Source organism: Myroides phaeus (assembly GCF_009799805.1).
GTDB lineage: Bacteria > Bacteroidota > Bacteroidia > Flavobacteriales > Flavobacteriaceae > Flavobacterium > Flavobacterium phaeum_A.
Genome location: NZ_CP047050.1, coordinates 2,050,342 through 2,073,558 on the forward strand (window position 1 = coordinate 2,050,342; position 23,217 = coordinate 2,073,558).

The 23,217-nt window shown below is 36.1% G+C and carries 18 protein-coding genes and 1 pseudogene; 12 read left to right on the top strand and 7 right to left on the bottom strand.

Annotated features, from left to right (window positions below):
- Positions 1 to 57: 57 nt before the first annotated feature.
- Both GQS07_RS09175 and GQS07_RS09180 read right to left on the bottom strand, forming a co-directional pair.
- Positions 58 to 1,872 (bottom strand): chloride channel protein, encoded by a 1,815-nt coding sequence (locus GQS07_RS09175; RefSeq protein ID WP_158210530.1) that lies wholly within the window; start codon positions 1,870 to 1,872, stop codon positions 58 to 60.
- Positions 1,873 to 1,952: 80 nt separating this feature from the next.
- Positions 1,953 to 2,552 (bottom strand): ACP phosphodiesterase, encoded by a 600-nt coding sequence (locus GQS07_RS09180; RefSeq protein ID WP_158210531.1) that lies wholly within the window; start codon positions 2,550 to 2,552, stop codon positions 1,953 to 1,955.
- A 98-nt stretch (positions 2,553 to 2,650) separates the two neighbouring features.
- On the opposite strand from GQS07_RS09180, the gene glmM reads away from it, so the two are divergent.
- A complete protein-coding gene (gene glmM, locus GQS07_RS09185; RefSeq protein WP_158210532.1) occupies positions 2,651 to 4,039 on the top strand; it encodes a phosphoglucosamine mutase in 1,389 nt (462 codons plus the stop codon).
- Between the two features lie 244 nt (positions 4,040 to 4,283).
- On the opposite strand, the pseudogene GQS07_RS09190 reads toward glmM, so the two are convergent.
- Together GQS07_RS09190 and GQS07_RS09195 are read right to left on the bottom strand one after the other, a co-directional pair.
- Positions 4,284 to 4,963, bottom strand: a pseudogene (locus tag GQS07_RS09190) (TIGR02117 family protein).
- A gap of 75 nt (positions 4,964 to 5,038) precedes the next feature.
- A complete protein-coding gene (locus GQS07_RS09195) occupies positions 5,039 to 5,938 on the bottom strand; it encodes a lysophospholipid acyltransferase family protein (RefSeq protein ID WP_158210533.1) in 900 nt (299 codons plus the stop codon).
- A 99-nt stretch (positions 5,939 to 6,037) separates the two neighbouring features.
- Between GQS07_RS09195 and GQS07_RS09200 the strand changes: the two genes are divergently transcribed.
- Together GQS07_RS09200 and GQS07_RS09205 are read left to right on the top strand one after the other, a co-directional pair.
- Positions 6,038 to 6,688: a rhomboid family intramembrane serine protease gene (locus GQS07_RS09200; RefSeq protein WP_158210534.1), complete on the top strand. Its 651-nt coding sequence runs from the start codon at positions 6,038 to 6,040 to the stop codon at positions 6,686 to 6,688.
- 18 nt (positions 6,689 to 6,706) lie between these two features.
- Positions 6,707 to 7,468, top strand: coding sequence for an SIMPL domain-containing protein (locus GQS07_RS09205; protein ID WP_233269254.1), 762 nt, complete (start codon positions 6,707 to 6,709; stop codon positions 7,466 to 7,468).
- Positions 7,469 to 7,532: 64 nt separating this feature from the next.
- Here GQS07_RS09205 and GQS07_RS09210 read toward each other — a convergent pair whose 3' ends face one another.
- Entirely contained in the window at positions 7,533 to 9,224 is a 1,692-nt protein-coding gene (locus GQS07_RS09210; protein ID WP_158210535.1) for an acyl-CoA synthetase, read from the bottom strand.
- Positions 9,225 to 9,742: 518 nt separating this feature from the next.
- Complete coding sequence (locus GQS07_RS09215; RefSeq protein ID WP_158211359.1) at positions 9,743 to 10,711, bottom strand: aminodeoxychorismate synthase component I; 969 nt, start codon at positions 10,709 to 10,711, stop codon at positions 9,743 to 9,745.
- 43 nt (positions 10,712 to 10,754) lie between these two features.
- Here GQS07_RS09215 and GQS07_RS09220 point away from each other — a divergent pair, with 43 nt between their 5' ends.
- Positions 10,755 to 11,360: an anthranilate synthase component II gene (locus tag GQS07_RS09220; protein WP_158210536.1), complete on the top strand. Its 606-nt coding sequence runs from the start codon at positions 10,755 to 10,757 to the stop codon at positions 11,358 to 11,360.
- 280 nt (positions 11,361 to 11,640) lie between these two features.
- Positions 11,641 to 13,068, top strand: coding sequence for a multidrug transporter subunit MdtD (gene mdtD, locus GQS07_RS09225; RefSeq protein ID WP_158210537.1), 1,428 nt, complete (start codon positions 11,641 to 11,643; stop codon positions 13,066 to 13,068).
- 122 nt (positions 13,069 to 13,190) lie between these two features.
- Here mdtD and GQS07_RS09230 read toward each other — a convergent pair whose 3' ends face one another.
- A complete protein-coding gene (locus GQS07_RS09230; RefSeq protein ID WP_158210538.1) occupies positions 13,191 to 13,679 on the bottom strand; it encodes a GNAT family N-acetyltransferase in 489 nt (162 codons plus the stop codon).
- An 839-nt stretch (positions 13,680 to 14,518) separates the two neighbouring features.
- Between GQS07_RS09230 and GQS07_RS09235 the strand changes: the two genes are divergently transcribed.
- The 7 genes from GQS07_RS09235 to GQS07_RS09265 all read left to right on the top strand — a co-directional run bounded on the left by GQS07_RS09235 (position 14,519) and on the right by GQS07_RS09265 (position 23,109).
- Positions 14,519 to 15,169: a succinate dehydrogenase cytochrome b subunit gene (locus GQS07_RS09235; protein ID WP_158210539.1), complete on the top strand. Its 651-nt coding sequence runs from the start codon at positions 14,519 to 14,521 to the stop codon at positions 15,167 to 15,169.
- A gap of 12 nt (positions 15,170 to 15,181) precedes the next feature.
- Complete coding sequence (locus tag GQS07_RS09240; protein ID WP_158210540.1) at positions 15,182 to 17,101, top strand: fumarate reductase/succinate dehydrogenase flavoprotein subunit; 1,920 nt, start codon at positions 15,182 to 15,184, stop codon at positions 17,099 to 17,101.
- Positions 17,102 to 17,111: 10 nt separating this feature from the next.
- Positions 17,112 to 17,864, top strand: a complete 753-nt coding sequence (locus GQS07_RS09245) for a succinate dehydrogenase/fumarate reductase iron-sulfur subunit (RefSeq protein ID WP_158210541.1) — start codon at positions 17,112 to 17,114, stop codon at positions 17,862 to 17,864.
- Between the two features lie 10 nt (positions 17,865 to 17,874).
- Positions 17,875 to 19,083, top strand: coding sequence for a porin (locus GQS07_RS09250; protein ID WP_158210542.1), 1,209 nt, complete (start codon positions 17,875 to 17,877; stop codon positions 19,081 to 19,083).
- A gap of 19 nt (positions 19,084 to 19,102) precedes the next feature.
- Positions 19,103 to 20,533 (top strand): anion permease, encoded by a 1,431-nt coding sequence (locus GQS07_RS09255; protein ID WP_158210543.1) that lies wholly within the window; start codon positions 19,103 to 19,105, stop codon positions 20,531 to 20,533.
- A 145-nt stretch (positions 20,534 to 20,678) separates the two neighbouring features.
- Entirely contained in the window at positions 20,679 to 21,986 is a 1,308-nt protein-coding gene (locus GQS07_RS09260) for a cryptochrome/photolyase family protein (RefSeq protein ID WP_158210544.1), read from the top strand.
- A 67-nt stretch (positions 21,987 to 22,053) separates the two neighbouring features.
- A complete protein-coding gene (locus tag GQS07_RS09265) occupies positions 22,054 to 23,109 on the top strand; it encodes a linear amide C-N hydrolase (RefSeq protein ID WP_158210545.1) in 1,056 nt (351 codons plus the stop codon).
- The last annotated feature ends 108 nt before the right edge of the window (positions 23,110 to 23,217 follow it).

A 23,217-nucleotide genomic window follows, 5' to 3' on the forward strand; every position in this document is an offset into this window, starting at 1 on the left:
ATGCCCCAAAAAGTGTCTAACTTTTTGGGGCATATCTATTTAGGAGCCTTTTTTATTTTAATCAATCAGTAATGACTTTAGATTTTTACGATAAGCCTCCAATAAGTCAGACTTAATAATATACCCAACATACTTCTTATGGTATTGAACTAATACAAAATCAAGGTTATTAGTTTCAAATATTTGCATTATAATTTTAGTTGAATCGTTATAAGACACTGTAATCGGGCTTTCAATCAAATCTTTTAACGGAGTAAACTTCGTGTGGAAGTTGCTAAAAATAATTCCTCTAACGTGGTTTAAATTGATAATTCCCAGTATTTTTTCGTCATCATCTAATACCGGAATAAATGTTTGATCCGTATTTGAAAACAAGTTAACCACATCAGCTGTGGTATTGTTTAATGTAATCGTTTTTATCTCTTTTTTAATGTAATCTTGCGCCACAATAGTAGATAAGATATTCGAATCCTTGTCTGATGTAAACACCATTCCAGAATTAGCAATCGACTTAATATCCATTGAGTATTTCTCCATTTGCTTAGAAATTGCAAAGCTTATTGACGATACGATTAATAGGGGAACCATTAATCCGTACCCTCCCGTAATTTCAGCAATTAAGAAAATACCCGTTAACGGAGCGTGGAATAGTCCACTAATAACTCCCGCCATACCTACTACGGTAAAGTTTTGCACTGGTATTTCTTTTAACCCTACGATTTGTAACATCTTAGACAAAGCGAACCCTAAGTAAGACCCTACAAATAGAGAAGGAGCAAAGTTACCTCCATTACCACCACTACCCATTGTTAAACCAGCGGCAAAGGTTTTCACTAAAGCTGCTCCTAATACAAAAAGTACTAATACCCATTGGTTAGATGAGAATTTAGCTAACAATGTATTGTTTAATATATCTTGAGGCGACTCACTTGTCAAGATTTTAATGCTCTCATATCCCTCTCCAAATAGCGTAGGGAATAAGAAGATTAAAACAGCTAAAAGCGAGGCTCCTAATAGTGCTTTCTTGTATATACTACCAGCAAAACTTGAAATGAAGTGTTCTGTTTTTCTAAACATTCTCGCGTGATACACACAAAAAAGACCAGATAAGATTCCCAACAATACATAGTACGCCGTATTACCAGTGTCAAACATCAATTGGTGTTTAAACGATAATAAGATGTCTTCTTTAATGATTAGGTTAGAAACAATCGTACCCGTTGCAGCTGAAATCATAATTGGAATAAAAGCCGAAACAGAAATATCTACCAAGATGATTTCAATAGCAAACAATACCCCAGCAATAGGTGCATTGAAGGCAGCAGAAACCCCTGCGGCCACCCCACACCCTAATAAGAGTATTCTATCTTTATAATTTAGCTTGTAGTTTTGAGCATAATTAGAACCAAATGCCGCACCAGTAATCGCAATAGGCGACTCCAATCCCAGTGAACCTCCCATACCAACGGTAAGTGAACTGGTAATAATCTGTGAGTACATTTGTTTGCGGGGCATAATTCCCGACTTCTTAGCTACCGCAATCATAATCTGATAAGTCCCTTTTTCAATCGAACCATTCAAGAATTTATTAACGATAAAAACCGTTAGCAAGATACCGATGATAGGCAAGATACTGTTGGTGTACGGTAGGTGAGATAAACTATCAATATAAGAAGTGAAGCGAAAAACAGAGTGGGCAAAATACTTAAGTATAATAACCGCAATTGCTGAAGATGCTCCTACTAACACACAGGAAAGGTATAAAAATTGCCTGTTGTTTAAGATAGACTTTAGGAAGAATAATATTCCCTCTGAATATTTAAAAACTTGGTTAGCGTAATACTTTATTTTTGGTAGATTAATAATTTTCATAGTGCAAAAATAGTGTAAAAGACAACTTTTGTAAAGTACAAATTGAAATAACTTTTATAAAAAAAGCAGTGTTTGCTGATCTATTTCAATAAAAAGCGATCTGTTTTTTCAAACGATACTAAATGCTCTTGTAAGGCTGTCATAAATGACAAAAAGTGTTCTTCTAATATAGTGTAATGTAATAGCAATTCTTCTGTTGCAAACTGCATCTTAGAAACGTTTTTTGTTCGTCGATCCATTTGCGTTAATATGTATTTTAATCCTTCGATACTACTGTATTTTACCAACCAATTTTCATCTACCATAATATGTAAAAACTTCTGTACTCGCTCAGGAAGCACCTCAAAGTTGTCTTGTAGCGACTTGTAAAAAGTAGCAGCATATTCAGGCAGTGGTATTGCAGAGAATAGGTGCCAGTTTTTAGCTAAAAAATGGTCGTAATACATATCTACAATAACAGCGGCGTAATGGTTATATCGCGGAACTAATAGTTTTTTACTCGTTCGCCAAATAGGATGTGCATCTGTATAGGTGTCTATTTCCCGATGCAGTATAATTCCCTGTTGAATGCGAGTAGGGTAATCCAAATAATTCTTACCACGCACACTATCTGCAACAAAGTTTCCAATTTTTAAAAACTCGTCTTCTCCCGATAGATAAATGTGTGCTAAGAAATTCATAATTACAATTTGCCTATAAAAATACGGCATTTTACCATTTATAACTTATAATACGAAACAATATTATCTATCTTTGCGAGTATAATAAAATTTTAGTTATGACATTGATTAAATCTATCTCAGGAATACGAGGGACTATTGGTGGAAAAGTAGGGGATAACTTAACTCCTATTGATGCTGTTAAGTTTGCATCTGCTTATGGTACTTTTTTAAAGAACTCATCAAACAAGGAAGAACTTAAGGTTGTAATCGGTAGAGATGCGCGTATTTCAGGGCCAATGATTCATAATTTAGTTGTCAATACGCTTGTAGGTTTAGGTATTCACGTGATTGACTTAGGTCTATCTACAACACCTACTGTTGAAGTAGCTGTACCAATGGAGAAAGCTGATGGTGGTATTATTTTAACGGCGTCTCACAATCCAAAACAATGGAATGCGTTGAAGTTGTTAAATGCAAAAGGGGAATTCTTAAGCGGAGCTGAAGGACAAACTATTTTAGAGTTAGCAGAAAAAGAAGCTTTTGACTTTGCAGAAGTTGATAATTTAGGAACTATAGAGTACAAAGACAACTATATGGACTTACATATAGAAGAGGTACTTAACTTAAAATTAGTTGACGTTGAGGCAATCAAAGCACGTAAGTTTAAAGTGGTTGTTGATGCTGTAAACTCGTCAGGAGGAATCATTATTCCTGCGTTATTAAGACGTTTAGGAGTTGAAGTAGTGGAATTATACTGTGAGCCAAACGGACACTTCCCTCACAATCCAGAACCATTAAAAGAACACTTACAAGATATCTGTGAGTTAGTGAAGAAAGAAAAAGCAGACTTCGGTGTTGTTGTTGACCCGGATGTGGATAGACTTGCTTTCATTTCTAACGACGGAGAAATGTTTGGTGAGGAGTACACTTTAGTTGCTGTGGCTGATTACGTATTAAGTAAAACACCAGGTAATACAGTATCTAACTTATCATCTTCTCGTGCATTGCGCGATATTACAAATAAACACAACGGAGAGTACAACGCATCTGCAGTTGGAGAAGTAAACGTTGTTGAGTTGATGAAAGCGACTAACGCTATCATTGGTGGTGAAGGTAATGGTGGTATCATCTATCCAGAAATTCACTACGGACGTGATTCTATTGTTGGAGTTGCTTTATTCTTAACACATTTATCTAATTTAGATATGACTGTGGCTGAATTAAGAGCATCTTACCCTCAGTATTATATGAGTAAAAACAAGATTGAACTTACTCCTAAGTTAAATGTTGATATGATTTTAGAGCAAATCGCTGAGAACTACAGTGATCAAGACGTATCTACAATTGACGGAGTTAAGATTGACTTCCCAACTTCTTGGGTACATTTGAGAAAATCAAATACTGAGCCTATTATCCGTATTTATACAGAAGCAGGAACACAAGCAGACGCTGATAGCTTAGCTATTCGTATGATTGAAGAATTAAAAGTTATTGCTGGTATTTAATTACAGCACACTTTTTTAAAATATAAAAGGGAACAAGTACTTGTTCCCTTTTTTTGTAAGTAATATTTGTAATAGTTGATTCAAAATGAAAATAACAAACAATTTTCTTTCATACCAAGTGCCAAAGGTAGATTGTTATGTTTGTTATTCGTTACGGAAAACCATAAAATGCGAATTAAAAAGCGATAATTAACTTATTATTAGGGATTAAGAGGTTGTTTTAGTGGTTTAGCTTCTGTTTTTATCAATACTTCCTAAAGATGCCTTCCTGGAAGGGAGTCCATAAACAGGCTTTCATTCCCGCCTTTTTCAATCCTTCATTAGCCCACGAATTACAAGTGTAAACAAAGCTATAACTTCCGTAGCTACGTAAAAGGCATCGTTTTGTCCGTACACCTTATCTGTCACAATTTGTATAATCTCTCCTTGCTCGTTTCTTTTAAACGATTGTTGGATATAGGCGATAAGCTTTTGATATTGTTCTTTAGAAATACGTACTTTTTTAAAATGATCATCTTCAATGGCATTTCTCAAAAAAGTGGTGTGCATAGCTGTAGAACCCAATCCAAATGCAGCATTCAATGCAATACCTGGTTTTACGCTTGACCAGTCTTCTACATCTAAAAAGAACCCTTTATCTCCCCAACCAATCGCCACGTAATTATAGTTGGTAGCTTGCCCTTTAGTTGCAGAAAATTCAATCTCCTTACTCCAATCGATGAACTCAGATTGAATAGGAAGCACAAAATCAGTGTGCATACCATTAGTCGATAAATAGATAGTAATATCAGTTGTATCAACGGGGGTTTTATTGACTGTTATACTTGATAACACCCTGGCTAATAGCATATATAGTAGTAGGATACCCACAAGGGTAGCCACAGCGAAGGCAGTAAACTTGATTGTCTTTTGAATAAAAGGCATATACTTATAAATTAAAAAGTGTAATATTAAATCGAAAATAAGATAAATCTTTCGAACTAATACTACACTTTATAACTACTTGATATTTTTAGGTTTCTTTCCTCTGTGTTTCCAACGTTTATGTGTCCAGAAATAGTAGGAAGGAGCTTCTCTAATCGACTTTTCAACCTCTTGTAAGAATCGGTTAGACAATTCGTAATTTGGTATCTCTTTTACATTTTCACCTTCAGCACTTAGGGGAACAAAGGTAGCTTGGTAATGCCCTCGTTTGATGTATTCTACTTTTAAGTACATCGGCACCATATCAAACTTTTTGCACAAGGCTTCACCACCCGTAAACACAGGAACTTCAATACCCATAAACTCTTGCCAGTAGTTAGCCTGACTCACCATAGGCGATTGGTCACTGATAAAAGCGTATATACCGTGTTTTTTGCTTACTTCATTTTGACGAATAAGGCGAATTGTCTCTTTCATTTCAACTAATGTTGTTCCAAAACGAGCGCGAATACGCTTAATTAGATTGTCAAAATGCGGATTATTGATTTTTTTATAGACAGCATATCCTTTGTATGCAACGAATTTGTCTAAGATAATCATCCATTCCCAATTGGCGTAATGTGCACAAAATAACATAACACTTTTTCCTTGTTTTTCTACTTCGTGAATCGCTTCTACATTGGTGAATTTATAGCGTTTTGCCAGTTCTTTTTCAGATACAGTAAGTGGTTTGATCATCTCTAAGAAGATGTCGCATAAATGTCTAAACGATTCTTTTTCAATCTTTTTCACTTCTTCATCAGACAGCTCTGGCATAGTCATACGAATGTTTTCACGTACGGTCTTTTTTCTGTACCCCACAATGCGGTATAGCAGTACATAAAAACAGTCTGATATAAAGTAAAATACAGGAAAAGGCAGTTTAGAAACAAGCCATAAAAGGGGATATATAAGGATGTAAACGATAAAATTCATAGGTCTTACTTTGGTGCAAAGATACTCGATTCGAATATTCTTACGCAAATATACGTTTGAGTTCGGCTTAATTCTTATTTTTATCAAAATCTTTAAAATATGGATATATCTACAATTGTTCTAATCATTATAGCTTTAAATGGGTTGGTAACGTATAAAGGGTTGAATGACTTTAGTTTTTTCAACAAGTATTGTTTTGACATCAGTCGCATTAACGCTGGGGAAAAACATAGATTCTTTACTTCTGGGTTTTTACACGCCGATTGGATGCACTTTATGTTTAATATGCTTACGCTGTATTTCTTTGCAGATATCATCATATTTACGTCAGGAGTACTTTATTTTGTGCTAATCTACTTGGTGAGTTTAGTGGTTGGAAATGTATTGACATATCAATTCTTTAAAAATCAACCAAACTATAGAGCAGTAGGGGCATCAGGAGCAATTATGGGAGTGTTATATGCGTCTATTTTGTTAAATCCAGATATGAGTTTGTATTTGTTCTTTATCCCAATTCCAATTCCTGCTTACGCTTTTGCGGTAGGATACTTGCTGTATTCAATCTACGGAATGAAGAAAAACAACGATGGAATAGGGCATACAGCACATATAGGAGGGGCTATAGCTGGTTTAGTGTTGATTTTACTGAAATATCCTGTGCTACTTCAAGCAGAGTATAAGTTGATCGCAATATTGTTAATTCCTGTTTTAATTTTAGTGGGGATGTATAAAAACAAAAGGATACGATAGAAAATTTAGAGAATATTTATGATTCCGAAACTCCTATGGCTTTCTAATTTGGATACATTTGTAAACAAGAAAAAGAAAAATAGTATGAGAAATGCAGGAATTATGTTCGCGTCATTATTGATGACAACAACAGCAATTGTGGCACAAAACCACCAAGGAGTAGTTGTTCCACAAGTACAAGTAAACGGAATAGGAAAAGTAAGTGTTACACCAGATAAGGTTAGTATCCGCATTGGTGTTGATAACAAAGCAGACGACGCTAATAGCGCTAAAAAAGCAAATGACGTTGTTATTGCTAAGGTTATCAAATACGCAAAAAGCTTAAAAATAGACGATAAACAAATTCAAACGCAACGCGTTAATTTATACAAGTCAAGAGATTATGAAGAGAAGAAAGACTACTTTCAAGCTTCACAAACATTGACTATTTCTCTTGATGATATCAGCAAATATGAGAAAGTAATGACGGGGTTGATGGATTTGGGAATCAACAGAATTGACGGAGTAGAGTTTACATCTTCAAAAGCAGCAAGCTACGAAACAGAAGCGCGTACGTTAGCCGTAAAAGAGGCAAAACAAAAAGCAACAGATTACGCGAATGCATTAGGACAAAAGGTAGGAAAGGCAATTCTTGTATCAGATGGTACGTCTTACGATGCGCCAATTGTACGTCCGATGTATATGATGAAAAGCGCAAGTGTTGATGAGATGAAAGAAACATTAGCAGTTGGAGAAATTGAAGTTACATCAACTGTATCTATCAGTTTTTCATTAGAATAAGAAGTGATAAATAATTAATACGAAAAAGGGGCTGTCTCATATAGCAAGACAGCCCCTTTTACTTTTATTTTACATAGTCAAATTCCATTGGAACCGCCTGTTTCTTCGCAATGCGTTCTGCTTGTAAAGCACGCAGTTCTACGCGTTTGATTTTTCCACTCACCGTTTTCGGTAATTCAGTAACAAACTCTATTTTGCGCGGCATTTTATAAGGCGCTAAGTTTTGGCGACTAAACGCAAATATCTCTTGTGCCAATTCGTTTGAAGCCGTTGCTGTATCGTTGATAATCACAAAGGCTTTAACCTCGTATCCCTTGACTGGATGTGGACTTGCCACTACTGCTGATTCAATAATAGCCGTGTGTTCAAGAAGTACACTCTCCACTTCAAACGGTCCGATTCGATAGTCTGACGCTTTGATAACATCGTCATCCCTTCCGATAAACCAGATGTAGCCATCCTCGTCCTTATAGGCTTTATCACCCGTATAGTACAAGTTGTGGTTAAACACCTGTGCTTGTTTCTCCTTATCGTATAAATACTCTTTAAAAATTCCGTTTAACTGAGTGGTGTTTGTGCGCACACAGATATTTCCTTCTTCGTTTGTCGGTACTTCACGACCGTCCTCATCCGCAATCACAATATCATATAAGAAAGTAGGTTTTCCCATTGAGCCGTATTTCACTTTAGCGTTAGGGTAGTTTGCTACCATACATGTACTTTCGGTCTGTCCAAAACCATCCCTAACTAAAATACCCGTTGCCTCTTTCCACTCCTCAATAATCTCCGGGTTTAGAGGTTCCCCAGCTGCAACGCACTGTCTCAAGCTGAAGTTGTACTTTTTCAAATCCTCTTGAATAAAAAAGCGTAGTACCGTGGGAGGTGCACACAAAGTAGTAATCTTATATTTCTCTATTAGCGACAATGTTTTTGCCGCACTAAAGCGCTCTTTGGTGTGAAAAGCAAAGATAGTAGCCCCAACATTCCACGGTGCAAATAAACTACTCCAAGCGAATTTACCCCATCCCGGTTGAGAAATATTATAATGGATATCGTTTTTCGTAACCCCAATCCAAGCCGTTGTTGTTAAATGTCCTAAAGGCTGACTTAATTGGGTGTGACAAACAATTTTAGGCATTCCCGTAGTTCCAGAGGTAAAGAACATAAACAGTGTATCATCAGGTTTTGTTTTAGCCCCTTCGCTTTCTGTCGGTTGCTCATCAATCACAGTAAGCGGATACCACCCCTCGCGTTGTCCGTCAACAATAATTTTAACGGGTACTTTTACCCCAGAAACTCGTTCAGCTTCGTCTATTTTTTCAACGTTATCACTATCGGCAAGAATCACCTTAGGCATAATCTTTTCAAAGCGATATGCCAAGTCTTGTACGCCCAAAATACTTGCGGCAGGCGATAGCGCATATCCCGCTTTAATAGCCGCTAAATGCGTTACCCAGTTAATGCGTTGCAACATCATTTGTGTCAACACCACATCTCCTTGCTGAATACCTTTTGTACGCAAGAAATTAATCAATTGGTTATATCTGTTGTAAAGTGTTTTAAAAGTGTAATGATGCGTAACCTCGCCATCAGTCCACAGCAAAGCCGTTTTGTCTGGCGTTTCTTGTACGTGAATATCCTCATACACCTCCTGTACCCAGTTGAAGTAGTCGGGCTTTTCGATTTTTAGATCGTGCAGGGCATTAAAATCCTGCTCGATGAGAAGCTCACCGATTTTTTTATACAAATCTTTCATTCTTAATTAGTTTTTGGTAAGCGTAATATACACAAAAGTAAGTATAGAATAAAAATTAAATTCCTATGAATGAGTTTGTTATTGATGATATTCTGTAATTTTCTAATAGAATCTCCTGCTTTTTATTGCGTTTATTGAGAATATAGCAAAGTCCATTGCGATAGAAGGGGGTGAAATTGAAGTAATCGTTGTAATATGTTGTTTTTAAGAGATATAACTCAAAAAGTAAAAAAAGGGTAGTGATAGGGGAAGTTGTAGAACAGAAAATAAGGCAACCTAAGATAATGCATATCAATAGAGAGAATTAGAGTAGTTTTAAACGTACCATGTTCGAGACAGGTTCGAGATATGCTCCGGATTACTTAGGAAATAGGGGGTATTTCTCGAAGATGTGTGGTATTTGTGTGGTACTTGTGTAGTACGAGGTACGCATAAAACTCCTGTAAGCCTTGTGTAATAAGGGATTAAGTGTTTTTTATTTTTTGGAAAAAAGGAGAATTTAGCCCCAGATAAATTATTTACTTAGGAATATAAATCTTTTGTAGCAGCTCTTCATATTCTTTTCTAACCTCACTTGATGAGGTGATTCCGCCACCACTTTTATACACGTAGTTATCTTGTTGTTTCTCTATAAAGCGAATCATCACAGCGCTGTCAATAGACTTTCCGTCGTATATACCACAAATACCTGTATAGTAGTTGCGCTCGTATGTTTCAGCCGTTTGTATGATATTAACCGTACTTTCCTTAGGCGACCCCGTAATAGAACCCGCTGGAAGTAAGCTGTTAAAAATATCGCCAATGCGCTGATGCCAATCACTCGTTAGTTCGCCACTAATTTCAGAGCTCATTTGTAGAATAGCCCCTTTAGAGGTTTCCAATCGGTCTAAATAACGAAAGCGATTTACCTTTACTTTCTTAGAAACAATGTTGAGGTCGTTGCGTATTAAATCAACAATAGTGTAGTGTTCCGCTGTTTCCTTGTCATCGTTTAACAATTGCTCCGCCGCATTTGGCAAGTCGGCTTTAATCGTTCCCTTCATAGGAAAAGAAAAGATTTTATCAGCTTTAATTTGCACAAATATTTCAGGAGAAAAGCATACAAATTGTTCGTTTACACATAATCTGTATTTTGCTTTTGTACTATAAAATACCTCTTGCAATGTTCCCTTTAGGGCAATTGGAGTCTGAATTGTCAGGTTAGTTAAGTATGAATTACCAATTTGAAGTTGGTCGTGTACATAGTCAAATTGCTCTTTATATGCCTCAAAAGAAAGCGGATTAGCTTCTAATGCCACAGTAGAAGTTGGGGTGTTTATATCGGCATTACTAACCCCGTTAAAGTCAAAAAGCACCTCGTTTGCACTGATGTCCTCCAATGGTTTTACCAAGCCGTGATTACCGTCAAAACTCAGGATAAATAGAAAAGGTTTTCTATCAGATCCAAGTGTATTCATTTGTGAGATAATCGTATCTTTGAGCGGCATAATAATCAAGTCAAATTTAAAATTCAAAAGTACAAAATTGTTTATGAGTCAGCCCAAACAAATTGTAATAATAGACAACCACGATTCGTTTACGTACAATTTATACCAACTATTTGACGAAAATCCTCATTGTCAAATAACTGTTTTAAAAAATGACGAAGTTACCTTAGAACAGTTAGACACTTTTGACAAGATTGTGCTATCACCAGGACCTGATGTTCCTCGTTCCTATCCCATCTTATTTGACATTATTACGCGTTTTAAAGGCGTTAAACCCATACTTGGGGTTTGCCTTGGTCACCAAACTATTGGGGAGTATTTTGGGGCTACTTTAGTTAATCTACCTTTGGTTTATCACGGAAAACAAAGCAAACTGACTTTGCAAACAGAGGAGGTGTTGTTTCAACAGCTAACATCGCCTATTGTAGTTGGACTATACCATTCTTGGGCGTTAGACAAAGAGACAATTGCGGATCCGCTTGTGGTAACTGCCTTAAGTGCAGAGGGTGTGGTAATGGGAATTGCACATCGAGAGTATGATATCAAAGGAATTCAGTTTCACCCTGAGTCGTTTATGACAGAACAAGGGCGAGAAATGATAAATAATTGGATTGAGGAGGTAGATTTACCAAATACTGAAAAAGTATAGATTTAAAATACATATCTCCGATAAAAGGAAGGTTGTAAAAAGTAATGACATAAATTTTAACACGAAAATACGTCAAGTTGGAAATGGGACTTTTTATCTGTTTTCTGCGATTGTCTTATCTTTGCAATCGAGTGATAAACAAAGGAAAACAGAGGTGTTGTTTACTTTGTACGTTTTTGTTTTTCTGTGTTGACCTGACTTAATAGGTCTGTTTATTTGTTGCCTAAACAAGTAGGGTATTACTCGTAAATTGTTATAAACCGGAAAAGAGAATTAAGATATGGAGGCAGGAGTTATAAAAGATCCGAGAATACAAAAATATTTACCGTGGTTAGGTGCTTTGGCAATTTTTATGCAAGCATTAGACGGTACAATTCTAAATACAGGACTACCTTCCATTGCCAAGAGTTTAGGCGAGTCGCCATTGGAAATGCAGAGTGTTATTGTGTCCTACACGCTTACAGTTGCCTTGCTGATACCGCTGAGTGGTTGGCTGGCAGATAGGTTTGGAACCAAGCGCATTTTCATTTTAGCCGTAACCTTGTTTACTTTAGGTTCGTTGTTTTGTTCGCTTTCACGCAATTTAGACGAATTGATTATGTCGCGAATATTTCAAGCCATAGGCGGTTCGATGATGGTGCCAGTAGCGCGATTAACACTGATATACGCTTATCCGAAAGATCAATTGCTAAAAGTGATAAACTTTATTACCATTCCCGCTTTAGTCGGACCGATGTTAGGACCTACAGCAGGGGGATTTTTAGTAGAGAAGTTGTCGTGGCATTGGATTTTCCTTATCAATTTACCCGTTGGAATTATCGCTGTTATTGTAGCGCGATCAATTATTCCAAACTTCACCAACAAAGTAGGAAAGTTTGATTTGTGGGGATGGGTGATGTTGAGTGGGGGATTGACTGCATTAACTTTGGTAATTGAAAGATGGAATGCACCAGAGATGTCTGTGGTTAAGTTACTATTCTTATTTGCTTTGGCAATCAGCTTTATCATCGGTTATATATACCACGCCAGACGTGCAATAGCACCAATTATTGCGTTGAGTTTGTTTAAAATTACCACGTTGAGAGTAGGTTTAGTAGGTAACTTGATAACGCGTTTTGGAATAGGAGGAATGCCGTTAATGGTGCCACTATTATTACAAGTAGGCTATGGATATTCTGCTTTTTACGCAGGATTAATGATGATTCCGCAAGCGTTGTCAAACCTTATCTCCCGTAATTTTGTAGTGCCAATTGTAAAGCGATTTGGCTATAGAAGAACCTTGGTAACCAATACGATTTGCCTTGGACTATTGATATCGGTGTTTTTCTTTATTACGAAGAACACGCCATTTTGGGTAATCATTATACTAATGGCGTTGAATGGTGCTTTTAACGCCGTTCAATTTACCTCAATGAACACGATATCACTGGCAGATTTGGACAATGAAACCTCAAGTGAAGGAAATAGCTTGCTATCTGTAACCCAACAATTGGCAATTAGCTTGGGAATTTCGTTATCTGCTATGTTCTTGATGATATTTCAAAACAGTGGCGTGGGGAATGCAGGAGATGGAATTGCCGTATTTAGATACACGTTTTTAGTTATGGGATTATTGACAGTATTGTCAAGTTTAATCTTCTTACAACTGAGTAGTACATCAGGAGCGAACTTATCAGGAAAGCGTGAGTATAAAAGAGATGAGCAGTAATTTGCTCCTTGTTATATAAGACAAAGGGAATATGCATTGGTTGTATATTCCCTTTTTTAATGCTTGTATTTTTAGCAAGGAAGATACGTATTCAACCTGTCCACCTTGGTGTTATTTTGCGATTAAAGTTGTTTCTCAAAGCAATTAAATAGTCCTTTTGAGAAAGTTACCGTACCAGCAAAGCGGTAGTTTTTCTTTGTGTACACTGCATTTGCCGTTGGATTCTTAGCATACGTATCAAAGCGAATACTATTGTAGTGTTGTTGCTTAGCGTATTGCTCTACAAAAGCGAGCATTTTAGACGAGATACCCTTTCCTTGTTGCGATGGACACACAAAAAGTCTGTGCATCACTAAGAAAGGAGGGGCGTATTGCCATTGTACATCATCGTATTCCGAATCGCATAACTCATTCAAAACCATATAAGCAATAAGCTTATCCTGTTCGAAATACGCAAACGCCTGTTTGTTCAGTATGTCGTTGGCAAGTATTTCTGGTGTAGGATATTCTTCATCCCATTGATCAATACCCTGCTCAATCATATGTTTTTTTACCGCTTGAAGTACAGTTACCGCCTGAGGCAAGTCGGCAGAAGTAAGAAGGCGAATCATATTATTTACGATTTTAAAATAGTATTACAATAACTTAAAAAATAGGAGAACACACAATGTTTTTTACTCTTTTTGAGCATCGAAACAATTGTTGTGTTTTTTATAAGAGAGATTGCTTTTAATAAGGGGGTATTGTTAAAAAAAATATAGATAATATAGAATTTGGCAAATATTTGATTTTTATAATTGTGTTAAGATAAGAGATAAGACAGTTTTATTATTTTAAAGAAGTTCTTAAGATAAAAAAGTGTTGATAGAAATGTGAAATTAGGCAAAGACATTTCGTTTTATTTTTATTATTTGTTGTAACTTATTGGTATGTAAATGAATAGCTTTTATTGTTGGTTATTTATGAGTATTTATAGCGCAATTGTTAGGTATAATTTACCGCAATAATGGTGTTATAAGTAGGTATTAGTAGAAAAAAAACTAAAAAGAGGTGAAGCGATATGTTAAATAACTTAGATTAAAAATAAATAGAGTTTAAAGCATCTTGGAGAGGCATTTTTACTATATAAAAAAAGAGTTTGGCACGATTATTTATTAAATGCTAAATGATAGAATCGATGTGTAGTTATTTATATTGGTTCTATAAATTAAAATTGTCCAAAATATTACTTAAAACACGCATTGTTTGTTAAAAATATTTGATAGTTTTATTTATGGAAAGTATTCTATTACTCTTTTTCTAATTTTTGGTATTAAAAAGTTAAAAGTGTTGAGTCTTTAAAAGTTGTGATAATTATCATTTTTTTTGACCTTTTTACACTGTACCTTTATAACTTCGAATTATAGAAAGATAAAATTAAAGCATTTATTTATTTTAAACAGTTATCAAAATGAACACACTCTCACGTAAGATTGTAATGGCTGCGACAGGATTATTTTTGTGTTTTTTCCTACTAATCCATTGTTTAGGGAATACACAATTATTTTTAGAGCCAGAAGAGGCAAGATTAAGCTTCAATGCTTATTCTCATTTTTTAACAGGAAATCCATTAGTTAAGGCTGTTTCCTATATTCTTTACTTGTCTATTATTGGACACGCAGTATATGCGTTGATAATAACAATGAAAAATAAGGCAGCAGGTGGATCGTATAAAAAGGATAATAGAGGTAGAGCAAGTAAATGGTACAGCAGAAGTATGGGTGTACTTGGATCAATTGTTCTTATTTTCCTTGTAATGCACTTTGCAAACTTTTGGTATGTATACAAATTTGGATCTATCACGCTTGACGCAAACGGAAACAAAGATTTATACGAAGTTGTTAGAGTTGCATTCCAACAATTATGGTTGGTTGTACTTTATGTAATCGCAATGATTGCATTGTGCTATCACTTAATTCACGGAATTACAAGTGGAATTAGAACTCTTGGATTATTCCACCCTAAGTATGTACGTTGGGTTAACGTATTCGGTATTATTTATTCTATCGTAATATGTGCAGGTTTTGCCTTAATGCCAATTTATATTTATTTAACTAATTAATACGTTGTTGTGATGAAATTAGATGCAAAAATACCTCAAGGTCCATTAGAAGATAAATGGGCAAACTATAAAAAAACTGCTCGTTTGGTAAACCCAGCGAATAGAAAAAAATTAGATGTTATTGTAATTGGAACTGGTTTAGCAGGTAGTTCTGTTGCGGCATCTTTAGGTGAAATGGGATATAATGTTAAGTCATTCTGTTTCCAAGATACTCCTCGTCGTGCGCACTCTGTTGCAGCTCAAGGTGGGGTGAATGCTGCTAAAAACTACAAAAACGACGGTGATAGTGTTTACCGTATGTTTATGGATACATTAAAAGGAGGAGATTTTAGAGCTCGTGAAGCAAACGTATATCGTTTAGCAGAGTGTTCTCTAAACTTAATAGACCAATCTGTAGCACAAGGGGTTCCTTTTGGTAGAGAATATGGTGGATATTTAAATAATAGATCGTTCGGTGGAGTACAGGTAAGTAGAACGTTCTATGCACGTGGACAAACGGGACAACAATTACTTTTAGGTACTTATCAAGCGTTAATGCGCCAAGTAAATAAAAAATCAGTAGAGTTATTCACATCTCACGAAATGCTTGACTTAGTTGTTATTGACGGAAAAGCAAGAGGAGTTGTAGTACGTAACTTAGAAACTGGTGAAATTGAAAAACACGCAGCGCACGCTGTAGTATTAGCTACTGGAGGATTTGGTAAAATTTACTACTTATCTACTTTAGCAATGGGATGTAATGGTTCTGCAATCTGGAGAGCACACAAAAAAGGAGCTTTCTTTGCTTCTCCAAGTTGGACTCAGATTCACCCTACATCACTTCCTCAATCAGGAGATTATCAGTCTAAGTTAACGTTGATGTCTGAGTCATTACGTAATGATGGTCGTATTTGGGTTCCTAAAAAACTTGATGAGACAAGAGTTGCTAATGATATTCCAGAAGAAGAAAGAGATTACTACTTAGAGCGTCGTTACCCTGCATTCGGAAACTTAGCACCTCGTGATATTTCATCTCGTGCTGCAAAAGAAAGAATTGATGCTGGATACGGAGTAGGTGCTTTGAAAAATGCAGTTTACTTAGATTTCTCTAAAGCAATTAGAGAACAAGGGCAAGAGAAAATTGCTGAGAAATACGGTAACTTGTTCAGAATGTACGAAAAGATTACAGGTATCAACGCGTACAAAGAACCAATGATGATTTCTCCAGCTGCCCACTTCTCAATGGGTGGATTATGGGTAGATTATGAATTGATGACTACTATTCCTGGATTATTCGCTTTAGGAGAAGCAAACTTTGCGGATCACGGAGCAAATAGATTAGGTGCTAACTCTTTATTACAGGCTTCTGTAGATGGATATTTTATTGCTCCTTATACGATTGCTAACTATTTAGCAGATCAAATTAGAGTAGGAAAAATTTCAACAGATCACCCTGAGTTTGATAAAGTGGTTAAAGAATCACAAGATAAACTGGAAGGTTTATTAAAAATTAAAGGTGACAAGTCGGTAGATTACTACCACAAAAAACTTGGAAAATTGTTGTACGATTACTGTGGTTTAGCAAGAACTGCAGAAGGATTAACATTTGCGATTGAAGAGATCAAGAAATTAAGAGAGGAATTCTACAAAAATGTAAACGTTCCTGGAGAAAATGATACAATGAATGCTGAGTTAGAGAAAGCAGGAAGAGTAGCAGATTATCTTGAAATCGGTGTATTGATGTGTTATGATGCTTTAACAAGAAATGAGTCTTGTGGAGCTCACTTTAGAGAAGAGTTTCAAACAGAAGATGGAGAGGCAAAACGTAATGATGAAGAGTTCCAGTTTATTTCCGCTTGGGAATGGGCAGGTTCACTTGACAAAGAGCCAATCTTGAACAAAGAAGAATTGAAATTTGAATTCGTACAACCAACTATCCGTAGTTATAAATAATTATTAGTCTATGAAACTGCATCTTAAAATATGGAGACAAGCGGGACGCAAAGCTGAAGGTAAACTTGTAGATTATACTTTAGATAATGTGAACCCACATATGTCTTTCTTAGAAATGTTAGATACTTTAAACGAAAAGTTAATTGTAAATAAAGAAGCACCTATCGAATTTGATCACGACTGTCGTGAGGGTATTTGTGGGCAATGTGGTGTTGTAATTAATGGAAACGCACACGGACCATTAGAAAACACAACTACTTGTCAATTACATATGCGTGAGTTTAAAGATGGTGAAACTGTAATGATTGAGCCGTTTAGAGCAAATGGATTCCCAGTGAAAAAGGATTTAAAAGTAGATAGAAGTGCTTTTGACCGTATTATTTCTGCTGGAGGATACGTTTCTGTAAACACAGGACAAGCTCCTGAAGCAAATACAATTCCAGTATCTCACGCTACTGCTGAAGCAGCGTTTGACTCTGCGGCTTGTATCGGTTGTGGTGCTTGTGTGGCAACTTGTAAAAATGGTAGTGCGGCGTTATTTACGTCTGCTAAGATTACACAGTTGGCTATTCTACCTCAATCTCAAGAAGAAAGAAAAGAGAGAGCTTTAGGAATGATCGCACAAATGGACGAAGAAGGATTTGGACACTGTTCAAATACGGAAGCTTGTGAGGTTGAATGTCCACAAGGGATCTCAGTTCTTAACATTGCACGTATGAACTACGAGTACAACCGTGCAAGTTTATTAAAGTTTAAGAAATAAAAGATTATATATGGTAAATCTATATAATACATTAAAACTTAAGGTATTGGTCGGTGCAGCAGTATGCTGTACCGCGGTATCTTTCGCTCAAAAGGTTGAAACTGATACAGTTGCCGTATTTGAGGAAAAAATTGTTTTGAATCCTGTTGACGAGAAGTTTCCTAAGTTTAAAGTAGGAGGTGTTTTTCAATCTCGTTTTTCAGCGAATTTTAAGAATAACGTTGATATTGATGGTTTACACCACAGTGATGGAAGTGGAACGCACAATACATTTGACGTTAAGAGAATGAGGGTGTCAATGGGAGTTAAAGTAACTAAGAATTTAGAGGTTACTGCTTTAGCTAACTTTGCCGACTTCAAACAAAAAGATGTAAGTACTCGTGTATTAGAGAACGCGTTTGCTAAATATACAGTAAATCGTTATTTACAGATTACAGTTGGACAGTTTAGACCATTATTTGGTATGGAGGAAACAATGCCTGTAGATGTACTTAGATCGATTGACTATACAAACTCTTACTATACTTTTGGTAGATTAGGATGGACAAGTTTCCAGGTTGGTGCTGCGATTACAGGTAGTGTTGATTTAGGAGATGTACCAATGAGCTACGGTTTCTCTGTAACAAATGGTAATGGTAAGAATAAAACAGATAATGACGACGGTAAAAATTACTCGAGTAGATTATTGTTTAACCTTGACAAAAAACACAACTTAAATGTTGGTGTTAGTGGAGGTATTGCAGAAGTAAATAAAGAAAAAGCGTATGCGGTAGGAGTTGAAGCAACAGCAAAACTTCCGATTACTGAGCGTTGGAGTATTGATTTCCAAACAGAAGCTAAACAAGCTACTAACCACGAGCAATATTTTAAAGCTTTAAATGCATCAAAAGTAGAAGGAGCACCAGCTTTAACTTCAACAATTGATGATTACAAAGTAAAGAGTTTTTACTTTGTGCCAAATATTAGATATGAAATAGGTGCTAAAACGTTTCACGCAATTGAGTTTGCTTGTCGTTATGAGTACTTAGATGAAAATAGTACATTAAACTCAAATGCAAGACAAACTTGGATTCCAATGCTTACTTTAGAAGTATTGAAAAACTACGGTGTTAGAATTCAAGCAGGTATGCAAATTGACAATTTCAAACACAACATTGAAAATAGTAAGACATACAATTCAAACCTTGCATTTCTTCAATTACAATGTAGATTTTTATAAAAGCTAAATATAATTAGCGATGAAAGAAGTAAACATCAAGAGTTTAGGGATAACGTTAGTAGTGGGAGTGCTACTATGGTTTTGTCCAATTCCAGAAGGAGTAACACCAGATGCGTGGCACTTATTTGCCATATTCGTAAGTACGATTTTAGGAATTATATTAAAGGCTGCCCCAATGGGAACAATGTGTATGTTGGCAGTCGGTTTAACAGCATTTTTCCAATTGTTAGCGCCAGGTGATCCTGGTAAATCAATCGCTTTAAGTTTAAGTGGTTTTGGAGATAAAGTAATTTGGTTAATTGGTATATCTTTCTTTATTGCGAGAGGGTTTATTAAAACAGGATTAGGAAATCGTATTGCTTTTATCTTTATCCGTATTTTCGGAAAAAGTACATTAGGATTAGCGTACGGATTAGGGTTAGCTGATTTAGTATTAGCACCTGCTATTCCAAGTAACACTGCTCGTGGGGGAGGTATTATCTACCCAATTATGAAATCTATGGCTATCAACTTTGGTTCTGATGCAGCTAAACCAGAAACTCATAGAAAATTAGGTTCTTTCTTGACATTAAACTGTTATTACATGAATTTGATCGCATCTTCAATGTTCTTAACAGGTACTGCAAGTAACCCGATGTGTCAGAAGTTCGCTGCTGATATGGGGGTAAACATTAGTTGGATGTCGTGGGCAGCTGCTGGTTTTGTACCAGGATTGGTTGCTTTCATCATAACACCAATTGTTTTGTATAAAATATTTCCACCTGAATTAAAGAAAACTGCTGATGCTCCTAAAATGGCTGCTCAGAAGTTAAAAGAAATGGGGAAATTATCAGTGTCAGAAATCTTAATGTTAATCACATTCGTTATTCTTTTAGTTTTATGGATTACAGGTGATTTATTTAAAATTGATGCTACTACAACTGCTTTTATTGGTTTAGCAATTCTATTGTTAACTTCTGTGTTAACTTGGGAAGATGTTAAAGCTGAGAAAGGTGCTTGGGATACAATTGTATGGTTTGCCGTATTAGTAATGATGGCAAGTTCATTAAACAAATTAGGATTCATCGGATGGTTTAGTGATTTAGTAAAAGGTCAGATGGGAGATATGGATTGGCATTATGCTTTCCCAATTCTTGTCATCGTGTACTTCTTTAGTCACTATATCTTTGCGAGTGCTACTGCTCACGTTGCGGCAATGTATGCAGCTTTGTTAGGTGTAGGTATTTCGTTAGGTGTTCCTCCAGTATTGTTAGCAATGATGTTAGGTTTCATGGGATCTATCTACGGTACATTAACTCACTATGGTCACGGTCCGGCTCCAGTATTCTTTGGTAGTGGATATGTTGAATTGAAAACTTGGTGGTTGTACGGATTTATTATTGGTGTGTTATTATTAGCTGTTTACTTAGTAGTTGGTACAAGTTGGATGGGCTTAATTGGAGCATACTAAAAAATAGATGTGATTTAGAACACAACATATTTATATAGTTTTTAAAAGGATTAGATTTTTCGAGTATCTTTAGGTAATAAAGAGAAAGAAAAGTCTAATCCTTTTTTATTTGTGTTGTATTTTTGACTTGTAATAACATAAAACAATGAATCAAAAAGAGAAAGTAGTAGTTTGTTGGTATAGAAGAGATTTGAGATTAAAGGACAATAAAGCTCTGTATTACGCTGTTCAAAGTGGGTATAAAGTATTGCCTATCTTCATCTTTGACAAGGATATTTTAGAACAGTTTCCTAACAAAGCAGATAGGAGAGTTGACTATATTCACCAAGTGCTGACAGAACTCAACGCTTTTTTGAAGCAATACAACGCAGGAATAACTTTTTTTCACTCAACTGTAAAGGAGGCTTTTTCTTCCTTGATGGCACAATTTGATATTCAGGGTGTTTTTTACAATGAAGACTATGAACCCAAAACAATTGCCCGTGATCGTGAGATTGGTAGTTTGTTAGCTGAGCAACAAATAGCATTTAACGGATTTAAAGATCACGTTATTTTTAGAGGGGATGAGATTTTAAAACAAGATGGCTCTCCTTATCAGATCTATACGCCTTATGCTAAGTTGTGGAGAAGTAAGTTGGGGGAACAAGATTTGTATAATTACACCCCAAAGTTGTCGAGTGAAAACTTATATACAACAGATACAACTATTCCGTCTTTAAATAGTTTAGGCTATGAAACGACAGGGTATAAGTTTGTCATTCCAACGTTAAACGAAACGTTGATTGATAGTTATCACTTACACCGTGATTATCCAGGGATAGAAGGAACGACGCATTTAGGAATAGCCTTGCGCTTTGGAACAATATCAATTCGCAAGTGTGTGATTTTTGCTTTACAACACAACGATGTGTGGTTGTCTGAATTGATATGGCGAGATTTCTTTAGTCAGATATTGTTTAACTTTCCTCAGATTGAAAACTTGTGTTTTAAACCCAAATACGAGAATATTCAGTACAGAAATAACGAGGAGGAGTTTAAGCTATGGTGTGAAGGCCGCACGGGATATCCTATTGTCGATGCAGGGATGCGCGAATTGAATACTACTGGATTTATGCACAATAGAGTGCGTATGATTGTAGCCAGTTTCTTGACAAAACACTTGTTGATTGATTGGAGATGGGGAGAAGCGTACTTTGCACAGCACTTGTTGGATTACGACTTGTCTGCTAACAATGGGAATTGGCAATGGGCAGCAGGATGTGGGTGTGATGCCGCTCCTTATTTCAGGATATTTAATCCGAGTGAGCAAACCAAGAAGTTTGACAAGGAAAATAAGTATATCAACAAATGGTTGCCTGAATTAGCAAATGGCGAGTATTGGGAGGAGATTGTTGACCACAAAGAAGCACGTATTCGTGCCCTTGAAACCTATAAACGTGGGTTAGAACAATAATTTTCTTAGAAGTTCGCAAATTGGCTTGAATATTGTAATACTAATCAAAATTCTAAAACGATAAATAATGAAAAGAATACATAAAACAGTTGCTACAATCTTGATGTGTTGTGGTGCTTTTGTGATGATACCAAAAGCAGAGGCTTGTACCAGAGTAGTGTACAAAGGACCTAATAATACGATTCTAACGGCTCGTTCGATGGACTGGAAAGAGGAGATTATGCCTAATATATGGGTGTTTCCAAGAGGTATTGAGCGCCAAGGAGAAGTAGGTAAAGCGTCTGCAAAGTGGAAAGCAAAATACGGAAGTGTTGTTACTTCTGCTTTTGACTTAGCGACAACAGATGGAATGAATGAGAAAGGATTAGTGTCTAACATCCTATGGTTGGTAGAGTCACAATACCCTGAGTATAATCCACAAGGTAAAGACAAGGGAATTAGCTTAGCGATGTGGGCACAGTACGCTTTAGATAATTACGCAACTGTAGAAGAGGCAGTAATTGATTTACAGAAGAACCCGGTAGTTGTTGTAACAGCTAATACACCAGGAAGAACGTCATTGGCAACAGTGCACTTAACTATTTCTGATGCAAAAGGAGACAGTGCAGTATTTGAGTATATCGACGGAAAGTTGAAAGTATATCACGATGCATCGTACACTGTAGTAACGAACTCGCCTACATTTGACAAGCAATTAGCAATTAATGATTATATCAGCTATTTACCAGGAAACAAAGTGTTACCAGGAACAGGTAGATCAGAAGATCGTTTTGCAAGAGCGAAGTATTACGCAACGGCAGTAACACAATCAGATGACATTAAAGTGGCTTTAGGAGCAACGTTTAGTGTGATTAGAAACTGTTCAGTGCCTTATGGAGTTCACATTGATGGGGAGCCAAACTTGTCGTCAACAAAATGGAGAACAGTATCTGACCAAAAGAACTTAGTGTATTACTACGAAGATCCATTGTCATTAACACCAATGTGGATAGATTTAAAAGCAATTGACTTTAGCGAGAAAGCAAGCGTTAAAAAGTTAGATGTTTCTCAAAGCCAACAATATGCTGGTCTTTCAAACGATAAGTTAGTAGAGGCTAAAGCATTTAAGTTTTTAGGAATTTAATCTGCCTATACAATATTATATTAGGTGGTTTAGTATTCGCTTACAAAAGCTAACCTACTCTCAATAAATTAAATACCCCAAGAAGTTTGTGCTTTTTGGGGTATTTTT

Bases quoted from the DNA above. Each gene is read 5' to 3' on its own strand.
- GQS07_RS09175 (WP_158210530.1), bottom strand. From the start codon at position 1,872: ATGAAAATTATTAATCTACCAAAAATAAAGTATTACGCTAACCAAGTT.
- GQS07_RS09180 (WP_158210531.1), bottom strand. From the start codon at position 2,552: ATGAATTTCTTAGCACACATTTATCTATCGGGAGAAGACGAGTTTTTA.
- glmM (WP_158210532.1), top strand. From the start codon at position 2,651: ATGACATTGATTAAATCTATCTCAGGAATACGAGGGACTATTGGTGGA.
- GQS07_RS09195 (WP_158210533.1), bottom strand. From the start codon at position 5,938: ATGAATTTTATCGTTTACATCCTTATATATCCCCTTTTATGGCTTGTT.
- GQS07_RS09200 (WP_158210534.1), top strand. From the start codon at position 6,038: ATGGATATATCTACAATTGTTCTAATCATTATAGCTTTAAATGGGTTG.
- GQS07_RS09205 (WP_233269254.1), top strand. From the start codon at position 6,707: ATGATTCCGAAACTCCTATGGCTTTCTAATTTGGATACATTTGTAAAC.
- GQS07_RS09210 (WP_158210535.1), bottom strand. From the start codon at position 9,224: ATGAAAGATTTGTATAAAAAAATCGGTGAGCTTCTCATCGAGCAGGAT.
- GQS07_RS09215 (WP_158211359.1), bottom strand. From the start codon at position 10,711: ATGCCGCTCAAAGATACGATTATCTCACAAATGAATACACTTGGATCT.
- GQS07_RS09220 (WP_158210536.1), top strand. From the start codon at position 10,755: ATGAGTCAGCCCAAACAAATTGTAATAATAGACAACCACGATTCGTTT.
- mdtD (WP_158210537.1), top strand. From the start codon at position 11,641: ATGGAGGCAGGAGTTATAAAAGATCCGAGAATACAAAAATATTTACCG.
- GQS07_RS09230 (WP_158210538.1), bottom strand. From the start codon at position 13,679: ATGATTCGCCTTCTTACTTCTGCCGACTTGCCTCAGGCGGTAACTGTA.
- GQS07_RS09235 (WP_158210539.1), top strand. From the start codon at position 14,519: ATGAACACACTCTCACGTAAGATTGTAATGGCTGCGACAGGATTATTT.
- GQS07_RS09240 (WP_158210540.1), top strand. From the start codon at position 15,182: ATGAAATTAGATGCAAAAATACCTCAAGGTCCATTAGAAGATAAATGG.
- GQS07_RS09245 (WP_158210541.1), top strand. From the start codon at position 17,112: ATGAAACTGCATCTTAAAATATGGAGACAAGCGGGACGCAAAGCTGAA.
- GQS07_RS09250 (WP_158210542.1), top strand. From the start codon at position 17,875: ATGGTAAATCTATATAATACATTAAAACTTAAGGTATTGGTCGGTGCA.
- GQS07_RS09255 (WP_158210543.1), top strand. From the start codon at position 19,103: ATGAAAGAAGTAAACATCAAGAGTTTAGGGATAACGTTAGTAGTGGGA.
- GQS07_RS09260 (WP_158210544.1), top strand. From the start codon at position 20,679: ATGAATCAAAAAGAGAAAGTAGTAGTTTGTTGGTATAGAAGAGATTTG.
- GQS07_RS09265 (WP_158210545.1), top strand. From the start codon at position 22,054: ATGAAAAGAATACATAAAACAGTTGCTACAATCTTGATGTGTTGTGGT.